Here is a 20,568-nt window from a genome sequence, read left to right as displayed (position 1 = left end):
ACCGCGCAAGACTAGAACACGTTCTCGTTTTTGTCGAGAACCCGCTGCGCCAGGGCACCGCTCCGACCCGCCCTGCGACCGGAAAACACGCAGTCGGCAAGCGAGAGACCGCTCACATACGACCTAGAACAGATTCCCACCGCGGAGCGGCCGGCGGCGTACAGCCCGGTGATCCCGCGACCGTCCGCGCCGCGCACCTGGCCGGTGTCCTCGTCCACCACCAGCCCGCCGAGGGTCAGCATCGGACAGGGATAGCCCAGGTTCGGCTTGACCGAGACGTCGATCAGCGAAAACGGCGGGGTGCGCAGCGGCTGGACGAACTCGTCCGGCTTTCCGGCCGGGTCCGCTCCCCCGGCGTGGTACTCCGCCACAGTGGCCGCGAGGCCGTCCGGGTCGACCCCGGCCCGGCGTGCCACCTCCGCCACCGATCTGGCGCTGACCCGGCCCCGCCGCAGCAGGTAGAGCGCCTGCAGCCACTGGAACCACTGGCTCTGCCGGCGCGCGTCCCGCCCCGCCTGCGCCGCGATCGCGTCGTCGATCAGCAGCCAGCCCTTGCCATCGTGCTCGGTGATCAGCTTCTCGCCGATCGCGGCGCCGTAGCGCGACTCGTCGATGATCCGGCGCCCGTGCGCGTCCACCAGCACGCCGCCGAGGAACGCGCTGGGCGGGGTGATGAACCGCCAAGCCGAGATGCGGTGCATCCAGGCGGTCGCGCCGCCGGCAGCCACCCCGAGCCCGATACCGGAACCGTCGTCGGCCGAGGTGCCCAGCGCCAGCCCGCCGCGGTAGGCGGGCGCGTGCTCGCGAACCAGCTCGCGGTTCGCGATGAACCCGCCGGCGGACAGCACCACCCCGCGGCGCGCGGTGATCTCCAGGTCGCGGGCATACCGGCGTTCCAGCGACTCGGCACGCCGGTGCAGCGCCTTGCGCAGCGCGGGCACGTAGATCCCCGGTTTCGCGGCGTAGCGCCCGAGCAGCCGGTGCGCGGTGCGCACCCAGACCGGCGCGTCCCGCAGGGTGCGCACCAGCAGCCCGGTCACCGCGCCCCGCTCGTCGGTGCGCAAACGTTTGACCGTGGTCTGCGGCAGCACCCGCACCCCGCGCCGGCGGGCCGACTTCGCCAGCTTGGCGAACAACAGCTTGCCGGAGGTGCCCGGCCCCTTCGCGCGATGGCCGCGAGGAGCGGGCTTCGCCGCGTCGCGGAACCCTCCCGCGGACTCGCTACCGGAGTAGTACAGGTAGTAGTCGTCGTTCGGGTAGGAGGTCTTGTACGGGCACAAGCTGCCCTCGAACGGCACGCCGTTGCGCTCCAGCCAGGTGATCATCTCCGGGCTTTCCGCGCAGAACCGGCGCAGGGTCCGCTCCGAGACCACGTCCCCGACCTCGAGCCGGAGATACTCGTACATGGCCTCCACCGAGTCCGTCACCCCGGCCGCCCGCTGCTGCTCGGTCCCGCCGCCGGCGTACACCACGCCGCCGCTGACCGCGCTCGCGCCGCCACCGGAGAACCGGTCCAGCACCAGCACCTTCGCTTCACCGCCCGACGCGTCTGATGCCTCCACGGCTTCGATCGCCGCGCAGGCCCCGGCCGCGCCGAAGCCGACCACCACCACGTCCGCCACTTCCGACCCAGGTTCAGCCACGCGAACTACCCTAGAACTGAAACACGTTCTCGTCTATGGTTACGACAACGGGAGCGAGCTGGCTGTCCTTGTTCTGTAACGCGTTATAGGTTGACGCGGATGCCGACAGCGGTGACAGCGGTGAAATCGGAGGTGGCATGTCGGAGGAGTTCGACGTGGTCGTGGTGGGCAGTGGTGCCGCCGGGATGACGGCCGCGCTGGCCGCCGCCAGGCAGGGCCTCGACGTGGTGGTGGTGGAGAAGGCCGGGCGCTTCGGCGGCTCCACCGCGCGGTCCGGCGGGGGCGTCTGGATCCCGGACAACGAGGCGCTGCGCGCGGCCGGGATCGAGGACACCGCGGAACGCGCCGGCGAGTACCTGCAGGCCATCATCGGCGACGTGGTACCCGCCGAGCGGCGGACCGCCTACCTCGAGCACGGCCCCGAGGTGGTGTCCTTCGTGCACCGGCACACCCCGCTCCGGTTCGGCTGGGTCCGCGACTACTCCGACTACCACCCGGAGGCGCCCGGCGGCCGGGCCGGTGGCCGCTCGGTGGAGCCGAAGGCACTGGACGGACGGCTGCTCGGCGCCGAGCTGGCGAACCTGGAGCCGCCGTACAGCGCGCCGCCGCTCGGCGTGCCGATCACCCAGGCGGACTACCGCTGGCTGAGCCTGATCGCCCGGCATCCCAAGGGTGTGCTCCGCATGTTCGGCCTCGGCCTGCGCTGGCTGGCCGGCAGGCTCACCGGCAAGAAGCTGCTTTCGATGGGCCAGGCGCTGGCCGCCGGACTGCGGATCGGGCTGCTCCGCGCGGAGGTGCCGGTCTGGCTGGACACCCCGCTGCTCGACCTGATCGTGGAGGACGACGCGGTGACCGGGGTGCTGGTCCGCCGCAACGGCGCCGAGGTGCGGCTGCGCGCCCGCCGCGGGGTGATCCTCGGCTCCGGCGGGTTCGAGTGGAACGAGGAGATGCGCAAGAAGTACCAGCGCGCGCCGATCGGCACCGAGTGGACCGTCGGCGCCAAGGCCAACACCGGCGACGGGATCAACGCCGGGCTCAAGCTCGGCGCCGCGGTGGACCTGATGGACGACGCCTGGTGGGGCCCGTCCATCCCGCTGACCGGCGGGCCGTGGTTCGCACTCGCCGAGCGGTCCCGGCCCGGCTGCGTGCTGGTCAACGCGCGGGGCGAACGGTTCGTGAACGAGTCCGCGCCCTATGTCGAAGCGGTGCACGCGATGTACGGCGGCGGGGAGGGGCCCGGCGAGAACATCCCGACCTGGCTGGTGTTCGACCAGCGCTACCGCAACCGGTACATGTTCACCGGGCTCGGCCCGCGCCAGCCGCTGCCGGGGCGCTGGTTCAAGGCCGGGATCGCGGCCAAGGCCGCCACCGTGGCCTCGCTGGCCGAGCGCATCGAGGTACCGGCCGAGGCGCTGGAAGCCACCGTGCGGCGGTTCAACGGTTTCGCCCGTGCCGGGGTGGACCAGGACTTCCACCGCGGTGACAGCGCCTACGACCACTACTACGGCGACCCCCGCAACCGGCCGAACCCCAGCCTCGGCCCGCTGGACCAAGCGCCGTACTACGCGATCAAGATCGTGCCCGGCGATCTTGGCACCAAGGGCGGGCTGTGCACCGACGTGCACGCCAGGGTGCTGCGCGAGGACGGCTCGGTGATCGAGAACCTGTACGCGGCCGGCAACGCCAGCGCCGCGGTGATGGGACGCACCTACGCCGGGCCCGGCGCGACCATCGGGCCCGCCATGGTGTTCGGCTACCTTGCGGCCCGGCACCTCGCCGACAAAGCTGCCGACAAAGCTGGCAGAGCTGCCGAGAAAGCCGCTGACGAGCGAACCGGAGGTAAGCGATGACGCAGGCAGACGCGGTCCGCACCATCGACGTGGGCGCACCGCCGACCAGGTTCGCCCGCGGCTGGCACTGCCTGGGACTGGCCGAGACCTTCAAGGACGGCAAACCGCACGCGATCAACGCGTTCGGCACCAAGCTGGTGGTGTTCCAGAGCTCCGACGGCGAGCTGCACGTGCTGGACGGCTACTGCCGGCACATGGGCGGCGACCTGACCCAGGGCACCGTCAAGGGGGACGAGATCGCCTGCCCGTTCCACGACTGGCGCTGGAACGGCAACGGCAAGTGCGTCTCGATCCCCTACGCCAAGCGGGTTCCGCTGCGGGCCAGGACCAGGTCGTGGACCAGCATGGAGGAGAACAAACAGCTGTTCGTCTGGCACGACCCGCAGGGCAACCCGCCGCCGTCGGACGTGGTGATCCCGCGGATCGAGGGCGTGTTCAACGGCGAGTGGAGCAACTGGACCTGGGACTCGGTGCTGATCGAGGGCTCGCACTGCCGCGAGATCGTGGACAACATGGTCGACATGGCGCACTTCTTCTACATCCACTACGCCTTCCCGACCTACTTCAAGAACGTGTTCGAGGGGCATATCGCGTCGCAGTTCCTGAACACCAAGGGCCGCCCGGACGTCGGGATGGCGTCGAACTACGGCGGCGAGGAGAACCTGCTGCGCTCCGAGGCCTCCTACTACGGGCCGTCCTACATGATCAACACGCTGCTCAACACGTTCAAGGGTTTCGACATCGAGAACGTGCTGATCAACTGCCACTACCCGGTGACGGAGAACTCCTTCGTGCTGCAATGGGGGGTGAGCGTGAAGAAGCTGCCCGGTGTCTCCGACGAGCAGGCGGACAAGATCGCCGGCAAGTTCGCGAAGAGCATCGGCATCGGTTTCCTGCAGGACGTGGAGATCTGGCGCAACAAGAGCAGGATCGACAACCCGTTGCTGTGCGAAGAGGACGGTCCGGTTTACCAGCTGCGCCGCTGGTACGAGCAGTTCTACGTGGACGTCGAGGAGATCAGCGAGGACATGACCCAGCGCTTCGAGTTCGAGGTGGACACCACCAGGGCGAACGAGGTCTGGGCCAAGGAGGTGGCGGACAACCTGGCCCGCCAGCAGGCCGAGCAGGCCGGGGTCTGAGCCGTGGCTCCCGGCACCGGCACCGGTACCCATGCGGCGCTTCCCGGTGGGCGCACCACGTTCGGCGACCCGACCGCGCGCGCGGAGACCCTCGCCGACCGGCGGGAGTTCCTGGCCGCCGGCCTGGCGCCGCACGACTGCCGGGCCTGCGGGACCTGTGTGCTGGTCAAGAAGAACAGCCGCAAGCACACCAGCATCCAGTGGGTCACCGACGCGGTCGCCAGCTGCCCGGTGTTCGCCGAGCGGGCCGCGGAGGGCGCGAACACCGCGCTGCTGGACACCTGCGAACGGCTCACCGGGAGCATCGCGGCGGCGGTCGAGGACGGCACGCTCGAGGTGTCCGGTGGCTGAGCAACATGAGCCCGAGCTGCCGGCCACCGGGGCGCACCGGCTGACGGTGGCCGAGGTGGTCGCCGAGACCGAGGAGGCGCGGTCGGTGGTGCTGCGGGTCGATCCCGAGCTGGCCGGGACCTTCCGCTACCGGCCAGGCCAGTTCCTGACCCTGCGCGTGCCCAGCGACCGCACCGGTTCGGTGGCCCGCTGCTACTCGCTGTCCAGCGCGCCACACGAGGGCGACCTGCTCAAGGTGACCGTGAAGCGGACCGCGGGCGGCTACGGGTCGAACTGGATCTGCGACAACTTCCAGCCCGGCTCGGCGGTCGACGTGCTCCCGCCGGCCGGGGTGTTCAGCCCGGCCTCCTTCGACGAGGACTTCCTGCTGCTCGCCGGCGGCAGCGGGATCACCCCGGTGATCTCCATCCTGAAGTCCGCGCTGCGGCAGGGAAACGGCCAGATCGTGCTGGTGTACGCGAACCGGGACGAGCGCTCGGTGATCTTCGCCGACGAGCTGGCGGCGCTGGCCGCCGAGCACGCCGGGCGGCTGGTGGTGATCCACTGGCTGGAGAGCGTGCAGGGCATGCCCTCGACCGAGCACCTGCGCGCGCTCGCCGCGCCCTACACCGGGCACGAGGCGTTCGTCTGCGGTCCCGGCCCGTTCATGGACGCGGCCAAGCAGGCGCTGAAAAGCCTTGGGCTGCCCCGGAAACGGATCCACATCGAACGGTTCCTGTCGCTTGGCGGCAACCCGTTCGAAGCCACCGCCAGCGCCGCCCCCACCGAGAGCACCGAAACAGCCGAGACCTCCGAAACCACAGAGGCCACCGCCGCGCTCGAAGTCGAGCTGGACGGCAGCGCGCACACCTTCGCCTGGCCGCGGCAGCAGAAGCTGCTGGACTTCCTGCTGGAGAAGGGCCTGGACGCGCCGTACTCCTGCCGCGAGGGCCAGTGCAGCGCCTGCGCCTGCCGGATCACCTCCGGCGAGGTGAAGCTGCTCAACAACGAGGTGCTGGACTCCGAAGACCTGGCCGACGGGATCGTGCTCGCCTGCCAGTCCCTGCCGATCACCGACGAAGTCTCGGTCAGCTACGAATGAGGGTGCCCGATGCCGATTGACCCGTCCATCGCGATCGGCGCCGAAGTCGGCGAGGTGACGTTCAGCTGGTCCGAATCGGACGTGCTGCTCTACCACCTGGCGCTGGGCGCGGGCGCGAACCCGGTCGACGAGCGCGAGCTGCGGTACGCGACCGAGCGGGACCTACGGGTGCTGCCCACCTTCGCCACCGTCGCGGCCACTTTCCACAGCACCCGGCCGCCCGCGGTTTCGCTGCCGGGGGTGGAGATCGACCTGGCCAAGGTGGTGCACGGCACGCAGTCGGTGACCGCGCACCGCCCGCTCCCGGCGGCCGGAAAGGCCACCGCGCGCACCCGGATCCTGGACGTGCTGGACAAGGGCAAGGCCGCGGTGATCGTCCAGGAGACGACCGCGACCGACCAGGATGGAAGTCCACTGTGGACGGCGCAGTCGAGCATCTTCGCCCGCGGTGAGGGTGGTTTCGGCGGCACGCGGGGAAGTTCGGACAAGGTGCCCCCGCCGTCGAGGGAACCCGACGCCGTGATCGACACCCCGACGCTGCCGCAGCAGGCGCTGCTGTACCGGCTGTGCGGCGACCGCAACCCGCTGCACTCGGACCCCGCGTTCGCCAAGGCCGCCGGGTTCGAGGTGCCCATCCTGCACGGCCTGTGCACCTACGGCGTGGTGGCGAAGGCGGTCACCGACGCGATGCTGGACGCGGACGTGCACCGGATCGGTTCCTTCTCCGCCAAGTTCGCCGGCATCGTGCTGCCCGGCGAAACGCTGCGCACCCGGATCTGGCGGGAACCCGACCGCCTTGTCCTCACCACCTGCGCCGTCGAACGCGACGAGGCCCCCGTCCTCTCCGACGCCTCCCTCACCCTCTAGCCCCCGCCCGAGAGGGCAAAAAGTCGGCTATTTGCCCTCTCGGGCGCGGGCGATCTCGTTCTGCGCGTGCAGCTCCTCGGTGAGGCGGCGCAGCGCGGCGGTCTGCTTGGCCTGCTGGTCGTTGCCGTGCCGGATCTCGTAGTAGATCGCCATCAGGCCGAGTGCCTGGAGCTTGCCCATGCCCAGGGTGAGCACCTGGTCGGGTTTCGCCCCCTTCTCCGAGGACTGGGCGCCCTGGAACAGGTCGCCCATCGCCTGCATGAAGTTCTCTCCGTTGAGGCGGGCGTCGAGGGGTTCGTAGTCATCCGCGTGCTCGGCTTCGCTCATACCAGCAGACGGTAGCGGGACGTACTAGCCGGCGCGCAAGGCCTTGTCGCGGAGCCGGTGCAGCAGCTCGCCGAACTCCTCCCACCACGGCGGCTGCTCCGCGCGGGACAGGTACCTCCGGCGCTCCGAGCGCAGCGTGTCCACCCTGGCACGCAGCAGGTCGGCGGTCTCCCCGTCCAGGTTCAGCGCGGCGCGCAGCCTGCTGAGCAGGTCCGCCTCGGCGGCGTCGGTGACCGAGTCGGCGCTGGCCAGCCAGGCCGCGCAGGCGTAGACCAGCTCCCGTTCCGAACGGTCCAGCGTGCTGAGGTCGGCGGGCAGCCCGACCTCGCTGACCGGGGCCAGCCCGGCGAGGCCGAGCACGTCCCCGACCGCGGCGAGCGCCTGCTCCTCCTGCTGGGAGATCTCGCTGTCCGCCAGCGCCACCGCGCCGGTGGTGTAGAAGATCGCCAGCCTGGCCTCCGGCGAGAGGCCGCGGACCAGTTCCGCGGTACCGGCCCGCCGCTCGGCGACCAGGCCGTCGAGCAGGGCCGAGCTGCGCGTCGAGTCGGCGAGCGCGGCCGGGTCGAGCAGCCGTTCCGCGGTGCCCGCCGGTGCGATGCCCAGCTCGATCACCGCGTCCTTGACCGACAGCCCGCGCCCCGCCGCGTGCCTCGCCGCCTGCGCGGCGACGTCGTAGCCGTAGACGTCCCCGATCACCCTGGACAGTCCCAGCGACTGCTCGGCCGCGCGCCGGTTGTGCTCGGTGTCGATCTCCAGCCCGAGCAGGCACTTGTCCGCGAACAGCGGCATCGCCTGGATGAGCAGCCTCGCCGACTCGAACAGGTTCTTCGCGATCACCGTGCTCCACGCGTTGAAGTCCAGCTCCGCACCCTGCACCGCCATGGTGACCACCGTGTCGTTCCCGCACACCTGGAAGCCGACCTGCACCACCAGCTCGGCCATCACCGGGTCGACCCGGCGCGGCAGGAACGACGAGCCGGCCTGCACCACCGGCAGGCTGATGCCGGTGCCGACCCGGTCCCCGTCGGCCAGCGTGCGCAGGTCCTTCGCCATCTTGGTCAGCCCGCAGGCGAGCGCTTTGAACACGGTCGAGGCGTACTGGAACCCGTCGCCGTTCTGCAGCGCGTCGAAGAAGTTCGGGTGCTGGCGCAGCTCGAGCCCGGTGGTCTCCCGCAGCCGCGGGTAGATCCGCTCCAGGTAGCCGGCCCCGGCCCCGAGCCCGGTGCCCACCATGGTGCCGCCCATCGGCACGTCCAGGCAGGAGTCGGCGGCCGTGCGGAGCCGGTCGATGCCGCGCCTGGTCACCGCCAGGTAGGAGCCGAAGGTTTGGCCGAAGGTGATCGGCACCGCGTCCGGCAGCCCGGTCCTGGACAGCCGGACCGCGGTGCCGTACTCGAGGACCTTCTCCTCCAGCACCTCGGCCAGGTGCTCCACCGCTTCGAGCAGCCGCTGGATCTCCCAGTGCAGCGCGATGTTCACCGCGGTCGCGATGGAGTCCGAAGTGGACTGTCCGGCGTTGACGTGGTGCTGCGGGTGGGCGAACTCGCTGCCGCGGCGGCCGCACAGCAGCTCGTTCGCGCGGTTGCCCAGCACCTCGTTGACGTTCGCGTTGAGCGACGCGCCACCGCCGCCGCTGAGCACGTCCACCGGGAACTGCTCCGGGCCGAGCAGGCCCGCGTGCACCTCGTCCGCGGCCTGGCAGATGGCTTCGGCGACCGGTTCCCGCAGCACCCCGACGTCCAGGTTCGCCAGCGCGGCCGCCTTCTTCACCTGCACGATCGCCTCGACCAGCGACGGCTGCCCGCCGAGGGTCTGGCCGGAGACCGCGAAGTTCTGCCTGGCGCGTTCGGTCTGCACGCCGTAGTACGCGTCGCTGGGGATCGACACCCTGCCGAGGGAGTCCTCTTCGATCCGGAACCTACCGGTCATCTCCAACCCCCTTCAGAGCGCGGCGACGAACATATACCCCATGCCGAGCCCCATCACGCTGCGGAACACGGCGCGGGAGACGAACCCGGGCGAGGAGGACGGACCGGGCCGGACGGCCAGCAAGCCGTGCCGGACCGCGTCCACCGCGAAGTATCCGGTCAGCACCGCCACCACCGGCCAGGCCATCCCGCCCGAGACATCCCCCGAGACATCCATTGTGGACATGTTGAGCCATGGCCCGTGCCCGCCGTGCGGCATGGCGGCGACCAGGTAGCACATGGCCAGCGCGGACACCGCGTGGTGCAGGGCCTGCGACCGCGTCTCCCTGGTCTCCCGCGCGCGCAGGCCGGTGCACAGGAACCAGAGCGCGGCGGCGCCGAGCACGGCCAGCCAGCCCGCCGCCGGAATCGGGCCGCCCACCGGGGAGACCATCGCCACCATGGCCACCGCCAGCATCAGGTCGGCGACGTCGTGCCCGCGCACGGACTGGCCGGGCTGTCCGTACTGGAAGGAGGACAGCCGGCGTACGCAGGGCAGAGTGATCAGCAAGAAGACCGCGGTGAGCAGCCACCCCACCACTACCGGGGTGTGCACGGCGAGCGCTAAGCCGGCACGGTCTCGACGACGAACACCGCGCGCACTCGGTCCGTCATGACCTGTCCGAATCGATCCTGGCCCGCCATGGCTGCCTCACTCCGTGGTGCCGGTTGTCCAGTCCACCGTGACAGGTCACGGCCGGACGGCACCAGCCGTCAAGCAGGTGAAAGCGCCCCGACCAGGGATCACGTCCGGTCACCCATCAGTAGCAGGCCGCTGGTCGGCACCCCGGTACCGGCCGTGACCAGCACGTTCTCCACCTCCGCGACCTGGTTGACCGCGTCCCCGCGGACCTGGCGGACCGCTTCGGCGATGCCGTTCATGCCGTGGATATAGGCCTCGCCGAGCTGGCCGCCGTGCGGGTTCAGCGGCAGCGCGCCGTCCAGTTCCAGGGTGCCGCCGGCGATGAAGTCCTTCGCCTCACCCCGACCGCAGAAACCCAGCTCCTCCAGTTGCAGCAGGACATAAGGAGTGAAGTGGTCATAGAGGACAGCGACGTCCACGTCCGACGGCCGCAAACCGGACTGCGCCCACAGCTGACGGCCCACCACGCTCATCTCCGGCAGCGCCGCCAGCTCGTCGCGGTAGTAGCTGGTCATCACGTACTGGTCGGTCCCGCTGCCCTGGGCGGCCGCGGCGATCACCGCCGGCGGCCTGGCCAGGTCCCGTGCCCGTTCGGTGCTGGTGACCACCAGCGCCACCCCGCCGTCGCTCTCCTGGCAGCAGTCGAGCAGGTGCAGCGGCTCGGCGACCCAGCGCGAGGCCTGGTGCTCGGCCAGCGTGATCGGCTTGCCGTAGAACCAGGCGGCCGGGTTGGTCGCCGCGTGCGCCCGGTCCACCACCGCCACCCGGCCGAAGTCCTCGCTGGTGGCGCCGTAGTCGTGCAGGTAGCGGCGGGCCAGCATGGCCACCGTCGCGGCCGGGGTGGCCAGCCCCATCGGGTAGTGGAAGCTGTTGTCCACACCGGAGGTGTTCACCTGCTGCGCCGCGGCCGCGGAGACCTGGCCGAACCGCTGCCCGGACCGCTCGTTGAACGCGCGGTAGGCGACCACCACGTCGGCGACCCCGGTGGCCACCGCCATCGCGGCCTGCTGCACGGTGGCCGCGGCCGCGCCACCGCCGTAGTGGATCCGGCTGAAGAAGCTCAGCTCGCCGATGCCGAGTTCCCTTGCCACCGAGATCTCGCTGTTGCCGTCCATGGTGAAGCTGACCAGTCCGTCCACATCGGACGGATCGAGGCCGGCGTCGGCGAGCGCCGCGCGCACCGCCTCCGCGGCCAGCCGCAGCTCGCTGCGGCCGGAGTCCTTGGAGAACTCGGTCGCCCCGATCCCGGCTATCGCGGCCTTTCCGGAGAGGTTCATGGCAGCTCGATCCGCACCGTGCCGGTGACGTGGTCGCCGAGGCTGTCCCGGCCGGTCACCTCGATCACCAGCTCGGCGCCGTCGCGCTCGGCCACCCGCCCGGTGAAGGTCAGCGTGTCGTAGGCGTAGCACGGCACCCCGAGCCGGATCTTGATCGAACGCACCAGCGCCTCCGGGCCCGCCCAGTCGGTGACGAACCGCTGCACCAGGCCGTTGTCGGTGAGGATGTTCAGGAAGATGTCCTTGGAGCCACGGGCGACCGCGGCGTCGCGGTCGTGGTGCACGTCCTGGAAGTCCCTGGTCGCCACCGCGGTGCTGACCACCATGGTCGGGGTCACCTCCAGGCGCAGCGGCGGCAGCTCGGTGCCGACCGTCACCTCCGAAAGCTTCACAGCTTTCACAGCGCCACCTTCCACGCGGGCAGGGTCAGTTCGTCGTCGATCCGCAGGAACACCGCGGTCACCGGCTGCCCGATCCGCACGTCGTCGGGATCGGCGTCGATCAGCTCGCCGAGCACCCGCACACCCTCTTCCAGCTCGACCAGCGCGACCACGAACGGCAGCTTCTTGCCGGGCACCTTCGGATGGTGGTGCACCACGTAGCTGTAGACGGTGCCGCGGCCACTGGCCACCAGGTAGTCCGGTTCCCGGCTGAGGTCGCCGTCCGGCGGCATCGGGCCCGGCGGATGCCGCAGGGTCTCGCCCCAGCGCTGGATCCGCAGCTCGCCGGCGCGAGTACCGGCCCAGAAGAACTCGGTGTCCCGCGAGATCACCGGCCTGAGCACCCCGGCGGCCAACTCGCCAGCTTCGATGATCTTGTCCGAAGTGGACTCCGAAGTGGGCTCTGCCGGCTCGGCACCGGGCGGGCGGAACTTCAGCACCCGGAACACCATCTCCGCGACGGCTTCTTCGCCTACGTACCAGATGGTCCTGGTGGTCACGAACCAGCCTTCGCCGAGCGCGGTGGTCTTCGGCCCGACGACGCTCTCCAGCCGGGTGGAGGCCGCCACCTGCTCACCGTGGCGCAGGTACCGGTGGTAGGTCTGCTCCGAATTGGTCGCCACCACCGAGGTGAACCCGGCCTCGTCCAGCACGGCCATCATGGCGCCGAGCGGGTCGTCGTCCGCGCGCACGCCGTGCAGTCCGTTCATCGTCCACACCTGCGCCATCGCGGGCGGCGCGACAAGTCCCTTGTGGACGGTCCGGGCGGCGAACTCCTGGTCGGTGTAGACCGGGTTGGTGTCCCCGATCGCCTCCACCCAGTTGTGCACCATCGGCTGGTTCACCGGGTCGCGGCCCGACCTTGGCGTGGATTCTCCTTGCGCGGCAACGCGTTCGGCGGCCGCGGTGATGGTCTCGCTCATCGCGGCACCCTCGGCAGCCCGAGCCCTGCGGTGGCGATCAGCTCGCGCTGGATCTCGTTGACCCCGCCGCCGAAGGTCAGTACCAGATTTCGTTTCGCCAGCACGTCCAGCCATTCCGTGAGTTCCGCGGTCGACGGCTCGCTCGCGTCGCCGTGCCGCCCGATCAGCTCGGTCAGCCGCCTTGCCGCCGTCTGGATGCGTTCCGAGCCGAAGACCTTGGTGGCCGACGCGTCCGCCACCTCCACCGCCGCACTGGCCGAGGACGCGGCCACCTGCCAGTTGAGCAGCTCGTTGATCCTGGTCACGGCCAGCGTTTCGGCCAGTGCGGCGCGCACGTCCGCCAGCTCCAGCAGGGGGGTGCCGTCCGGGGTCGTCCTGGCCGCGGCCCACTCGCGCACCCGGTCGTACAGCCCGCCGATCCGGCCGGCAGGGCCGAGCATCACGCGCTCGTGGTTGAGCTGGGTGGTGATCAGCCGCCAGCCCTCGTTCTCCTTGCCCACCAGCATGTCCGCCGGCACCCGCACGTCGGAGAAGTAGGTCGCGTTCACGTGGTGCGCACCGTCGCAGGTGATGATCGGCGTCCACGAGTAGCCGGGGTCCGAGGTGTCCATGATCAGGATCGAGATGCCGCGGTGCTTGGCCGCCTGCGGGTCGGTGCGCACGGCCAGCCAGATGTAGTCCGCGTCGTGCGCGCCGGTGGTGAAGATCTTCTGCCCGTTCACCACGTACTCGTCGCCGTCGCGGACCGCCGAGGTGCGCAGCGACGCGAGGTCGGTGCCGGCGTCCGGCTCGGTGTAGCCGATCGCGAAGTGCACCTCGCCGGCCAGGATCTTGGGCAAGAAGTCGGCTTTTTGCCGCTCGGTACCGAAGGCCTGCAGGGTGGGGCCGACGGTCTGCAGGGTGACCGAGGGCAGCTGCACGTCCGCGCGCGCCGCCTCGTCCACGAACAGGTGCTGCTCGATCTCGCCGAAGCCGCGGCCGCCGTACTCCTCCGGCCAGCCGACGCCGAGCCAGCCGTCCCGGCCCATCCGGCGGACGATCTCGCGGTAGGTGCCGCCGTGACGCTCCCGCAGCAGCGCGTGCCGTTCCTCGGGCGTGGTCAGCCCGGCGAAGTAGCGGCGCAGCTCGGCCCGCAGTTCCCGTTGCGCGGCGGTGAGTTCCAGTTCCATGCCGGTCACCCCGCCACCCGCTCGCCCAGCGCGGCCAGCCGGTCCGCCGCGCCCCCGGTGAACCGGCCGAGGTCCTTGACCAGCCCGTAGTACCGGTGCAGCGGGTAGGTGACGTCGACGCCGAGCCCGCCGTGCAGATGGTGGCAGCTCGCCAGCGCCTTGGGCGCCTCCTCGGCCAGCCAGTACGCGGCGACCTCCAGGTCCTGGCCGGGGTCGAGACCGGCCGAGAGCCGCCAGACCGCGGAAAGGGCGGCCAGGTGCAGGGTTCTGGACGTGATGTAGACGTCGGCGATCTGCTGCGCCACCGCCTGGAACGCGGCCAGCGGGCGGCCGAACTGCTCGCGGCTCGCGACGTGCCGGGTGGTCAGCTCCAGCGCACCGGCCAGCGCACCGTCGCCCAGCGCCACCGCGGCGGCCAGCGCGTACCGGTGCAGCACCGCGATCGCCTCGCCGGGCCGCGAGTCGGTGAGCAGCTCCGCCTCGGTGGCCACCACCCCGTCCAGCCGGACGGAATGCTCGGTGCCGCCGCCGGAGGTGTGCGTGGCGGTGCAGGCGACCCCGTCCGCGGCCGGGTCGACCAGGAAGATCCCGGTGCCGGTCGGCAGCGAGGCCGGCACCAGGATGCGGGCGGCGGTGTCCGCGTGCGGTACCGCGATCTTGGTGCCGGAGAGCCGCCAGACCCCGCCGTCGGTCACCGCGGTGGTGCCGGGCCGGGTGGTGAACGGGTTCGAAGGTTCGTGCACCGCGGCGGTGAGCAGCGTTTCGCCGGCGGCAACCCCCGGCAGCAGCGCGGCCCGCTGTTCCGGGCTGCCGAGCCGGTTCAGCGGCAGCACGCCCAGCCCGAGCGCGGCCAGTGCGGGCAGAGCGGGCACCGACCCGGCGGCCCGGCCGACCTCGGTCAGCACCATCGCCACCTCGGCCACGCCGAGGCCGTCCCCGCCCAGTTCGGCCGGCAGGGCGAGGGCGAGCAGCCCGGCGTCGGCCAACGCCCGCCACGACTGCCCCGGGTCGGTCTCCTTGGCCAGCACGGCCGCCGTCAGCTCGGCGATCTCCCGCTGCGTCTCGTCCAGCCCGAAGTCCACCCGCACTCCTCACCGCCGGTCAATACTGAAACTTGTTCTAGTCTCACCCACGGCCCTCCCCCTCCGCAACCCCTAGCCGGAGGCAGGGAGGGAGGCGAGAAGCTCGTCGAGCGAGGCGGGAAGAGCGGCCGCGAGTGGCCAGAGATCTGGAACGAGTTCTTGTGCGCCGAGCAGGCCGATGCCGACCTTCCCGTCGTGCGAAAGGACGGTCACGTTCAGCCCGGCGCCGTGGAACACCGGCCCCAGCGGGTACAGCCCGGTGATCCGCGCACCGAGCAGGTAGAGCGGCATCGGCGGACCGGACACATTGGACACCACCAGGTTGTGCACCACCGGCATCCGCTCGGCCAGCCGCAGCGCCGAAAAGACGCGGATCGCCAGCCCGAAGGTGGTGGCCGCGGCGAACTGGGCCCAGTCGTGCAGCATGTCCGCGTCGATCGTGTAGTGGTGGTCCTTGGCCAGCCGGTTGTTCTCGGCCAGCGTGAACACCCTGGCTGCCGGGTCCGGCAGATGCGTCGGCAGCGAGGCGAAGAACGCGGAAACCTTGTTGCTCCCGGTCTCCCGCTCGGAGCGCTCGTGCACCGAAACCGGCACGGTGGCCACCAGCGGGTCCGCCGGCAGCTCCCCGCGATCGGCGAGGAACTTGCGCAGCGCACCGGAAAGCAGCGCCAGCACCACGTCGTTCACGGTGACCCCGAAGGCGTTCTTCACCTTCTTCACGTCGGCCAGGTCGAGCTGGGCGTAGGCCACGCTGCGATGGTTCGTGATGGTGCCGTTGAGCGAGGTCCGCGGCGCGGTGAACGGCACCGGCATGCCCTTGCCGGCCAGCGCGCGGCCGGCCCAGCGGGGCGCCATGGTGAGCAGTTCCGGCAGCAGCCTGACCACCTCGCGCGGATGCCGGGCGAACTCCGTCGCGCTCCGGCGCAGCAGGGTGAGCGGCCCCGGCGGGGACGGGTTCACCAGGTCGATCTCGCCGAACTCCGGCGGCGGCGCATCGGCGCTGAGCCCGGTCAGGTGGGTGAGCAGGTTCGCCCCGCCGACCCCGTCCACGCTCGCGTGGTGCATCTTCAGCAGCACCGCGACCGAGCCGCCGGCGTCCCCGGCCAGCCCCTCGATCACGTACATCTCCCACAGCGGACGGTCGCGGTCCAGCGGCTGCCCGGCGAGCTGCGCGCACAGCTCGGCCAGCTCGTGCCTGCCGCCCGGCGCGGGCACGGCCATCCGGTGCAGGTGCAGGCCGAGGTCGAAGTCCTCGTCCTCCACCCAGACCGGATGGCTCAGGTTCCACAGCGGATTGTGCAGCTTGCGGCGGAACGCGGGAATGAGCTCGACCCGTTCGGCGAACTTTTCGCGCAGCAGCGGAAAGCTGTAGCCGCCCGGCATGGTGTCGCCGTCCAAAGTCACCAGACCGCAGACGTGCAGCACCTGGGCCGAGGTCTCCAGGTACAGAAAACTCGCATCCAGGCCGCTCAACCGCTCCATACCGGCCAGCCTAAGTGAACGGTCCCGGACCAGCCCGGCTGGACTTACCGGGCAGTAGAATCGGCGTATGCAGCCGAACTTCCTGGTCCGCAGGGCACTCCAGCTCGGTCTCACCGCCAACGCGCTGCGCCCGCTGCGCGGCTCGGCCTCCATCCCGGCCTTCTTCGCCGGCTGGCTGACCTCCGAACTCGCCCCGCACCTGCTGGCGCTGACCGCCGCGGACACCGCCGCGCACCTGGCGAGGCACGGCCTGCGCGGCGGCACCGGCAAGGCAGGGCTGGCGCTGGCCGCGCTGTCCGCGGCCGGGCTCGGCTCGATGATCGCCACCGCGCGCCAGGCCGGGGACCGGGTCGAGGATGCGCTGGCCGAGGGGCTCGGCCCGAAGTACGTCGAAGACCTCGAGCGGCCACCGGACGCGGACGACCTGGCCACCCCGTGGGGACAGCTGGTGCTGCCGTTCCGGATGCGCAACCCGGAGGTGCGCCGGTTCCGGAACGTGGCCTACGCCCCCGGCGGCAAGCGGTTCCTGCTGGACGTCTACGCGCCGCGCGGCGAGGTGCGCGACCGCCCGGTGCTGCTGCAGGTGCACGGCGGCGCCTGGGTGATCGGCAACAAGGACCAGCAGGGCATCCCGCTGATGCTGCACATGGCCCAGCGCGGCTGGATCTGCGTGGCGATCAACTACCCGCTCGCCCCGGCCTCCCGCTGGCCGGAGCACATCCTGGCGGCCAAACGGGCGCTCGCCTGGGTCCGGGAGCACATCGGCGAGTACGGCGGCGACCCCGGTTTCGTGGCGGCCACCGGCGGCTCGGCTGGCGGGCACCTGGCCGCGCTGCTCGGGCTGACCGCGAACGATCCCGTGCTGCAGCCGGATTTCCCCGAGACCGACACCAGCGTGCAGGCCTGCGTGCCGCACTACGGGGTCTACGACTTCGCCGCCACCAGCGGCTCGCGGGCCAGCACCGCCCGGCTGAACTCGCTGCTGGCCAAGCTGGTGGTGGGCAAGGACCCGGTGAAGTTCCTGGACGAGTACATCGCCGCGTCCCCGCTGGACCGGATCACCGACAAGGCGCCGCCGTTCTTCGTGCTGCACGGCGAACACGACACGCTGGTGCCGGTGCGCGAGGCCAGGGAGTTCGTCCGGCGGCTGCGCGAGACCGCCAAGAACCCGGTGGTCTACGCCGAACTGCCCGGCACCCAGCACGCCTTCGACATCTTCCCGTCCATCCGCAGCGCGCATGTGGTGCGCGGGGTGGAACGGTTCCTGGACTGGGCCTACCTGCGTTCCCTGCGCGAGCCTTCAGCGCGGTAGGCCGAGCAGCCGCTCCGCGGCGAGGTTGAGCAGCACCTGGGTGGTGCCGCCGGCGATGCTCAGGCAGCGGCTGAGCAGGAACTCGTGCTGCTCGGCCGCGGTCCGCTCGTCCACCACGGCCCCGTCCGGGCCGCGCAGATCCAGCACCGCCTCGGCCACCGCCTGCCGGTGCCGCACCCCGATCAGCTTGCGCACGCTGGACTCCGGGCCGGGGTCCTGGCCGTCCAGCCGGCGCAGCACGGACCGCAGGTCCAGCAGCGTGCCGGCGGAACCCTCGGCCACCAGCTCGCCGACCGAGTCCAGCACCACCGGATCCTCGCCAGCACCCGCCGCAGAAACGGCTTCGAGCAGGGTTTCCACCCCTTCCCCGACCGACGAGCCGCCGCTCATCGCGACCCGCTCGTTGGCCAGCGTGGTCCTGGCCAGCCGCCAACCGCCGGTGGGCTCCCCGACCAAGCAGTCGTCCGGGACGAAGACCTCGTCCAGGAAGACCTCGTTGAACATCTCGTCGCCGGTGATCTCGCGCAGCGGCCGCGCCTCGATCCCGGCCGAGCGCATGTCCACCAGGAAGTAGCCGATCCCCCGGTGCTTCGGCGCGTCCGGATCGGTCCTGGCCAGGCAGATGCCCCAGTCCGCTTCCCTGGCCAGCGACGTCCACACCTTCTGCCCGGTGAGCCGCCAGCCGCCCTCCACCCGTTGCGCCCTGGTGCGCAGCGAGGCCAGGTCCGAGCCGGCGCCGGGCTCGCTGAACAGCTGGCACCAGGTCAGCTCGCCGCGCAGGGTCGGGCCGACGAACCGCTCGCGCTGCGCGGGCGAACCGTGCTCCAGGATGGTCGGCGCGGCCCAGCCGCCGATCACCAGATCCGGTCGCCGCACCCCGGCGCGGGCCAGTTCCGCGTCGATCAGCAACTGCTCGGCGGCCGTCGCGTCCAGCCCGTACGGCCGCGGCCAGTGCGGGGCGAGATAGCCGGTCTCGGCGAGCCGGGCCCGCTGCCGCTCCGGCGCGAGCGCGGCGATCTCGGCCACCGTCGCCCGCACGGCCGGATCGCCGTCTTCGAGCGGCACGTCCAGCTTCCGACGGACCCCGGCCAGCGCCAGCCCGGCCGCGCGCCGCCGCCAGTACGCCGAGCCACCGAGCAGCTGGCGCAGCGAAACCGCGCGGCGCAGGTAGAGATGCGCATCGTGCTCCCAGGTGAACCCGATGCCGCCGAGCACCTGGACGCAGTCCTTGGCGTTGCGCACCGCCGCCTCCAGCGCGGCGCCCGCGGCCGTCGCGGCGGCCAGCGCGTGCTGCGAGGTGTCTGGGGTCTCTGAGGTGTCGTCCAGCCCGCCGTCGGCGGCACGAGCCGCGTCCCAGGCCAGCGCAGCGGCGAGCTCGGCGCGGCAGAGCATCTCCGCGCACAGGTGCTTGATCGCCTGGAAGGAGCCGATCGGCCTGCCGAACTGCTCCCGCACCCCGGCGTACTCGGTGGCGGTGCGCAGGCACCAGCCGGCGATCCCGGCGGCCTCGGCGGCGGCCAAGGTGGCGGTCAGGTTCTCGACCAGCTCCGCGGTCAGTCCCGGCAGCAGGGCTTCTTCCGGCACCGCCACATCCTCGAGCTCGATGTGCGCGGCGCGACGGGAGAAGTCGAAGGTCCTGGCCTCCACCACGCGGACCCCCGGCGTGCCCGGCGGAAGCACGAACCAGTACTGCTCCCCATCGGACTCGGCGGCCAGCAGCAGGTGCGCCGAAGCGTCCGCGTCCGGCACCGGACCGACCCGCCCGCGCACCCGCAGGCAGCCGGTCCGGTCCACGGTCCCGGCCAGCGATCCCGGGGCCACCGCGAGCGCGGCCGTGCCCTCGATCAGGTCCGGCACCAGCTCCTTGGCCACCGGCGAGTCCGGCAGCCTGCCGAGCACCAGCCCGGCCAGCACCCCGCCGAGCACCGGGCCCGGCACCAGCGCGGCGGCGGCTTCTTCGAGCCCGGCGGCCGCGTCCACCACGCTGGCACCGGCCCCGCCCAGCTCCTCGGGCACGGCCACCGCGAACAGCCCGATCGCCGCCAGCCCGCGGAGGTGTCTTCCGTGCTCACCGCCGTGTTCCAGCTCGCGCACCGCGTCCACCGGCCGGTGCCGGTCCGCCCACGCCCTGATCGACTGGGTCAGCGCCCGCTGTTCCTCGGTGATCGCGATCGGCACGCGTCCTCCTCGTCCGCTCCGGCCAGAGCTTGCACAGCCCGCCGAGGCCAACTATAGAACGTGTTTCAGTTTTTCGTCCAAAAACCCACCGGTTGAACGCTCCGGGGAGTTAGGTACGCTACGCACTGAAACTGAAACAAGTTCCGACCTTGACCCAGGGGAGCTGTCGATGGCCGGCAAGCAGAAGGCCACTGCGCAAGCTGGTGCACCCACCCAGTCCAAGGCCCGCGGCGGTAACGGCATCAACGCGATCAGCGGTGAGGAGCTGGGCTCGGCGGCGCAGCGCGACCGGCGACGGCGGATCATCGACGCGACGCTGGCGCTGGCCGCGAAGGGCGGCTACGACGCGGTGCAGATGCGGGCCGTCGCGGAACGCGCCGACGTGGCACTCGGCACGCTGTACCGCTACTTCCCGTCCAAGATCCACCTGCTGGTCTCCGGGCTGGCCAGGGAGTTCGAACGCGCGCAGGACAAGCTCGAGCGCGGCGCGATCCCCGGCGACACCGCCGCCGAGCGGCTGATCTTCGTGCTCGGCCGCAACACCAGGCTGATGCAGCGCGACCCGCATCTGACCGAAGCGATGGTGCGGGCCTTCATGTTCGCCGACACCACCGCGGCCGCCGAGGTGGAAACGGTCGGCAGGCTGATGGAGAGCATGTTCGCCAAGGCGATGGGCATCGAGGAGCCCACCGAGCACGACCGCGACATCTTCCACCTGATCGCGGACGTGTGGATGGCGAACCTGGTGGCCTGGGTGACCCGCCGCGCCTCCGCCGCCGACGTCGCCACCCGCCTCGAACTCTCCGTCCACCTCCTCCTCGACAAGTAAAGGCAAAT

General features: G+C 71.3%; 18 protein-coding genes. 7 read left to right on the top strand and 11 right to left on the bottom strand.

Annotated features, from left to right (window positions below; all coding sequences use genetic code 11):
- Nucleotides 1-11: 11 nt before the first annotated feature.
- Entirely contained in the window at nucleotides 12-1,643 is a 1,632-nt protein-coding gene (locus AMYNI_RS0129945; RefSeq protein ID WP_040406066.1) for an FAD-binding protein, read from the bottom strand.
- Between the two features lie 137 nt (nucleotides 1,644-1,780).
- Here AMYNI_RS0129945 and kstD point away from each other — a divergent pair, with 137 nt between their 5' ends.
- The 5 genes from kstD to AMYNI_RS0129920 all read left to right on the top strand — a co-directional run bounded on the left by kstD (nucleotide 1,781) and on the right by AMYNI_RS0129920 (nucleotide 6,931).
- Nucleotides 1,781-3,493, top strand: a complete 1,713-nt coding sequence (kstD, locus tag AMYNI_RS0129940) for a 3-oxosteroid 1-dehydrogenase (protein WP_020671779.1) — start codon at nucleotides 1,781-1,783, stop codon at nucleotides 3,491-3,493.
- Nucleotides 3,490-4,632 (top strand): 3-ketosteroid-9-alpha-monooxygenase, oxygenase component, encoded by a 1,143-nt coding sequence (locus AMYNI_RS0129935; RefSeq protein WP_020671778.1) that lies wholly within the window; start codon nucleotides 3,490-3,492, stop codon nucleotides 4,630-4,632. The genes kstD and AMYNI_RS0129935 overlap by 4 nt, the downstream gene beginning before the upstream one ends.
- A 111-nt stretch (nucleotides 4,633-4,743) precedes the next feature.
- Nucleotides 4,744-4,983, top strand: a complete 240-nt coding sequence (locus AMYNI_RS49280; protein ID WP_026361118.1) for a hypothetical protein — start codon at nucleotides 4,744-4,746, stop codon at nucleotides 4,981-4,983.
- The gene (locus tag AMYNI_RS0129925; RefSeq protein WP_020671776.1) at nucleotides 4,976-6,064 is read left to right on the top strand and encodes a ferredoxin--NADP reductase; all 1,089 of its coding nucleotides are present in this window, start codon (nucleotides 4,976-4,978) and stop codon (nucleotides 6,062-6,064) included. Before AMYNI_RS49280 ends, AMYNI_RS0129925 begins: the two co-directional genes overlap by 8 nt.
- Nucleotides 6,065-6,073: 9 nt before the next feature.
- Nucleotides 6,074-6,931, top strand: a complete 858-nt coding sequence (locus AMYNI_RS0129920) for a MaoC/PaaZ C-terminal domain-containing protein (RefSeq protein ID WP_020671775.1) — start codon at nucleotides 6,074-6,076, stop codon at nucleotides 6,929-6,931.
- 27 nt (nucleotides 6,932-6,958) lie between these two features.
- Here AMYNI_RS0129920 and AMYNI_RS0129915 read toward each other — a convergent pair whose 3' ends face one another.
- The 9 genes from AMYNI_RS0129915 to AMYNI_RS0129870 form a co-directional block, all read right to left on the bottom strand.
- A complete protein-coding gene (locus AMYNI_RS0129915; RefSeq protein ID WP_020671774.1) occupies nucleotides 6,959-7,258 on the bottom strand; it encodes a hypothetical protein in 300 nt (99 codons plus the stop codon).
- A 24-nt stretch (nucleotides 7,259-7,282) separates the two neighbouring features.
- Nucleotides 7,283-9,187 (bottom strand): lyase family protein, encoded by a 1,905-nt coding sequence (locus AMYNI_RS45620; protein WP_020671773.1) that lies wholly within the window; start codon nucleotides 9,185-9,187, stop codon nucleotides 7,283-7,285.
- A 12-nt stretch (nucleotides 9,188-9,199) separates the two neighbouring features.
- Entirely contained in the window at nucleotides 9,200-9,781 is a 582-nt protein-coding gene (locus tag AMYNI_RS0129905; RefSeq protein ID WP_020671772.1) for a DUF5134 domain-containing protein, read from the bottom strand.
- A 188-nt stretch (nucleotides 9,782-9,969) separates the two neighbouring features.
- Entirely contained in the window at nucleotides 9,970-11,145 is a 1,176-nt protein-coding gene (locus AMYNI_RS0129895) for a lipid-transfer protein (protein WP_020671771.1), read from the bottom strand.
- Nucleotides 11,142-11,471, bottom strand: a complete 330-nt coding sequence (locus AMYNI_RS0129890) for a hotdog family protein (RefSeq protein WP_051116576.1) — start codon at nucleotides 11,469-11,471, stop codon at nucleotides 11,142-11,144. Before AMYNI_RS0129890 ends, AMYNI_RS0129895 begins: the two co-directional genes overlap by 4 nt.
- A gap of 71 nt (nucleotides 11,472-11,542) precedes the next feature.
- Nucleotides 11,543-12,508 carry a bifunctional MaoC family dehydratase N-terminal/OB-fold nucleic acid binding domain-containing protein gene (locus tag AMYNI_RS0129885; protein WP_026361115.1) on the bottom strand — a complete coding sequence of 322 codons (966 nt, stop codon included), beginning with the start codon at nucleotides 12,506-12,508 and terminating at the stop codon, nucleotides 11,543-11,545.
- Nucleotides 12,505-13,677, bottom strand: a complete 1,173-nt coding sequence (locus tag AMYNI_RS0129880) for an acyl-CoA dehydrogenase family protein (protein WP_026361114.1) — start codon at nucleotides 13,675-13,677, stop codon at nucleotides 12,505-12,507. The genes AMYNI_RS0129885 and AMYNI_RS0129880 overlap by 4 nt, the downstream gene beginning before the upstream one ends.
- Before the next feature lie 5 nt (nucleotides 13,678-13,682).
- Nucleotides 13,683-14,759 carry an acyl-CoA dehydrogenase family protein gene (locus AMYNI_RS0129875; RefSeq protein ID WP_020671767.1) on the bottom strand — a complete coding sequence of 359 codons (1,077 nt, stop codon included), beginning with the start codon at nucleotides 14,757-14,759 and terminating at the stop codon, nucleotides 13,683-13,685.
- 72 nt (nucleotides 14,760-14,831) lie between these two features.
- Nucleotides 14,832-16,241 carry a WS/DGAT/MGAT family O-acyltransferase gene (locus AMYNI_RS0129870; protein ID WP_026361113.1) on the bottom strand — a complete coding sequence of 470 codons (1,410 nt, stop codon included), beginning with the start codon at nucleotides 16,239-16,241 and terminating at the stop codon, nucleotides 14,832-14,834.
- A gap of 67 nt (nucleotides 16,242-16,308) precedes the next feature.
- On the opposite strand from AMYNI_RS0129870, the gene AMYNI_RS0129865 reads away from it, so the two are divergent.
- Nucleotides 16,309-17,553 carry an alpha/beta hydrolase gene (locus AMYNI_RS0129865; RefSeq protein ID WP_020671765.1) on the top strand — a complete coding sequence of 415 codons (1,245 nt, stop codon included), beginning with the start codon at nucleotides 16,309-16,311 and terminating at the stop codon, nucleotides 17,551-17,553.
- Here the strand turns inward: AMYNI_RS0129865 and AMYNI_RS0129860 are convergent.
- On the bottom strand, nucleotides 17,542-19,731 hold the full coding sequence (locus AMYNI_RS0129860; RefSeq protein ID WP_020671764.1) for an acyl-CoA dehydrogenase family protein: 2,190 nt from the start codon (nucleotides 19,729-19,731) through the stop codon (nucleotides 17,542-17,544). The two genes, AMYNI_RS0129865 and AMYNI_RS0129860, sit on opposite strands and share 12 nt — an antisense overlap.
- 169 nt (nucleotides 19,732-19,900) lie before the next feature.
- Here AMYNI_RS0129860 and kstR point away from each other — a divergent pair, with 169 nt between their 5' ends.
- Nucleotides 19,901-20,560 carry a cholesterol catabolism transcriptional regulator KstR gene (gene kstR / locus AMYNI_RS0129855; protein WP_020671763.1) on the top strand — a complete coding sequence of 220 codons (660 nt, stop codon included), beginning with the start codon at nucleotides 19,901-19,903 and terminating at the stop codon, nucleotides 20,558-20,560.
- Nucleotides 20,561-20,568: the final 8 nt, after the last annotated feature.

This window comes from Amycolatopsis nigrescens CSC17Ta-90 (assembly GCF_000384315.1).
Lineage (GTDB): Bacteria > Actinomycetota > Actinomycetes > Mycobacteriales > Pseudonocardiaceae > Amycolatopsis > Amycolatopsis nigrescens.
Note: the sequence above shows the minus strand (reverse complement) of the source record. Positions and strands in the feature narration are given on the sequence as shown.

Bases quoted from the DNA above. Each gene is read 5' to 3' on its own strand.
- AMYNI_RS0129880 (WP_026361114.1), bottom strand. From the start codon at position 13,677: ATGGAACTGGAACTCACCGCCGCGCAACGGGAACTGCGGGCCGAGCTG.
- kstD (WP_020671779.1), top strand. From the start codon at position 1,781: ATGTCGGAGGAGTTCGACGTGGTCGTGGTGGGCAGTGGTGCCGCCGGG.
- AMYNI_RS0129870 (WP_026361113.1), bottom strand. From the start codon at position 16,241: ATGGAGCGGTTGAGCGGCCTGGATGCGAGTTTTCTGTACCTGGAGACC.
- AMYNI_RS0129885 (WP_026361115.1), bottom strand. From the start codon at position 12,508: ATGAGCGAGACCATCACCGCGGCCGCCGAACGCGTTGCCGCGCAAGGA.
- AMYNI_RS0129895 (WP_020671771.1), bottom strand. From the start codon at position 11,145: ATGAACCTCTCCGGAAAGGCCGCGATAGCCGGGATCGGGGCGACCGAG.
- AMYNI_RS0129890 (WP_051116576.1), bottom strand. From the start codon at position 11,471: ATGGTGGTCAGCACCGCGGTGGCGACCAGGGACTTCCAGGACGTGCAC.
- AMYNI_RS0129920 (WP_020671775.1), top strand. From the start codon at position 6,074: ATGCCGATTGACCCGTCCATCGCGATCGGCGCCGAAGTCGGCGAGGTG.
- AMYNI_RS45620 (WP_020671773.1), bottom strand. From the start codon at position 9,187: ATGACCGGTAGGTTCCGGATCGAAGAGGACTCCCTCGGCAGGGTGTCG.
- AMYNI_RS0129915 (WP_020671774.1), bottom strand. From the start codon at position 7,258: ATGAGCGAAGCCGAGCACGCGGATGACTACGAACCCCTCGACGCCCGC.
- AMYNI_RS0129865 (WP_020671765.1), top strand. From the start codon at position 16,309: ATGCAGCCGAACTTCCTGGTCCGCAGGGCACTCCAGCTCGGTCTCACC.
- kstR (WP_020671763.1), top strand. From the start codon at position 19,901: ATGGCCGGCAAGCAGAAGGCCACTGCGCAAGCTGGTGCACCCACCCAG.
- AMYNI_RS0129935 (WP_020671778.1), top strand. From the start codon at position 3,490: ATGACGCAGGCAGACGCGGTCCGCACCATCGACGTGGGCGCACCGCCG.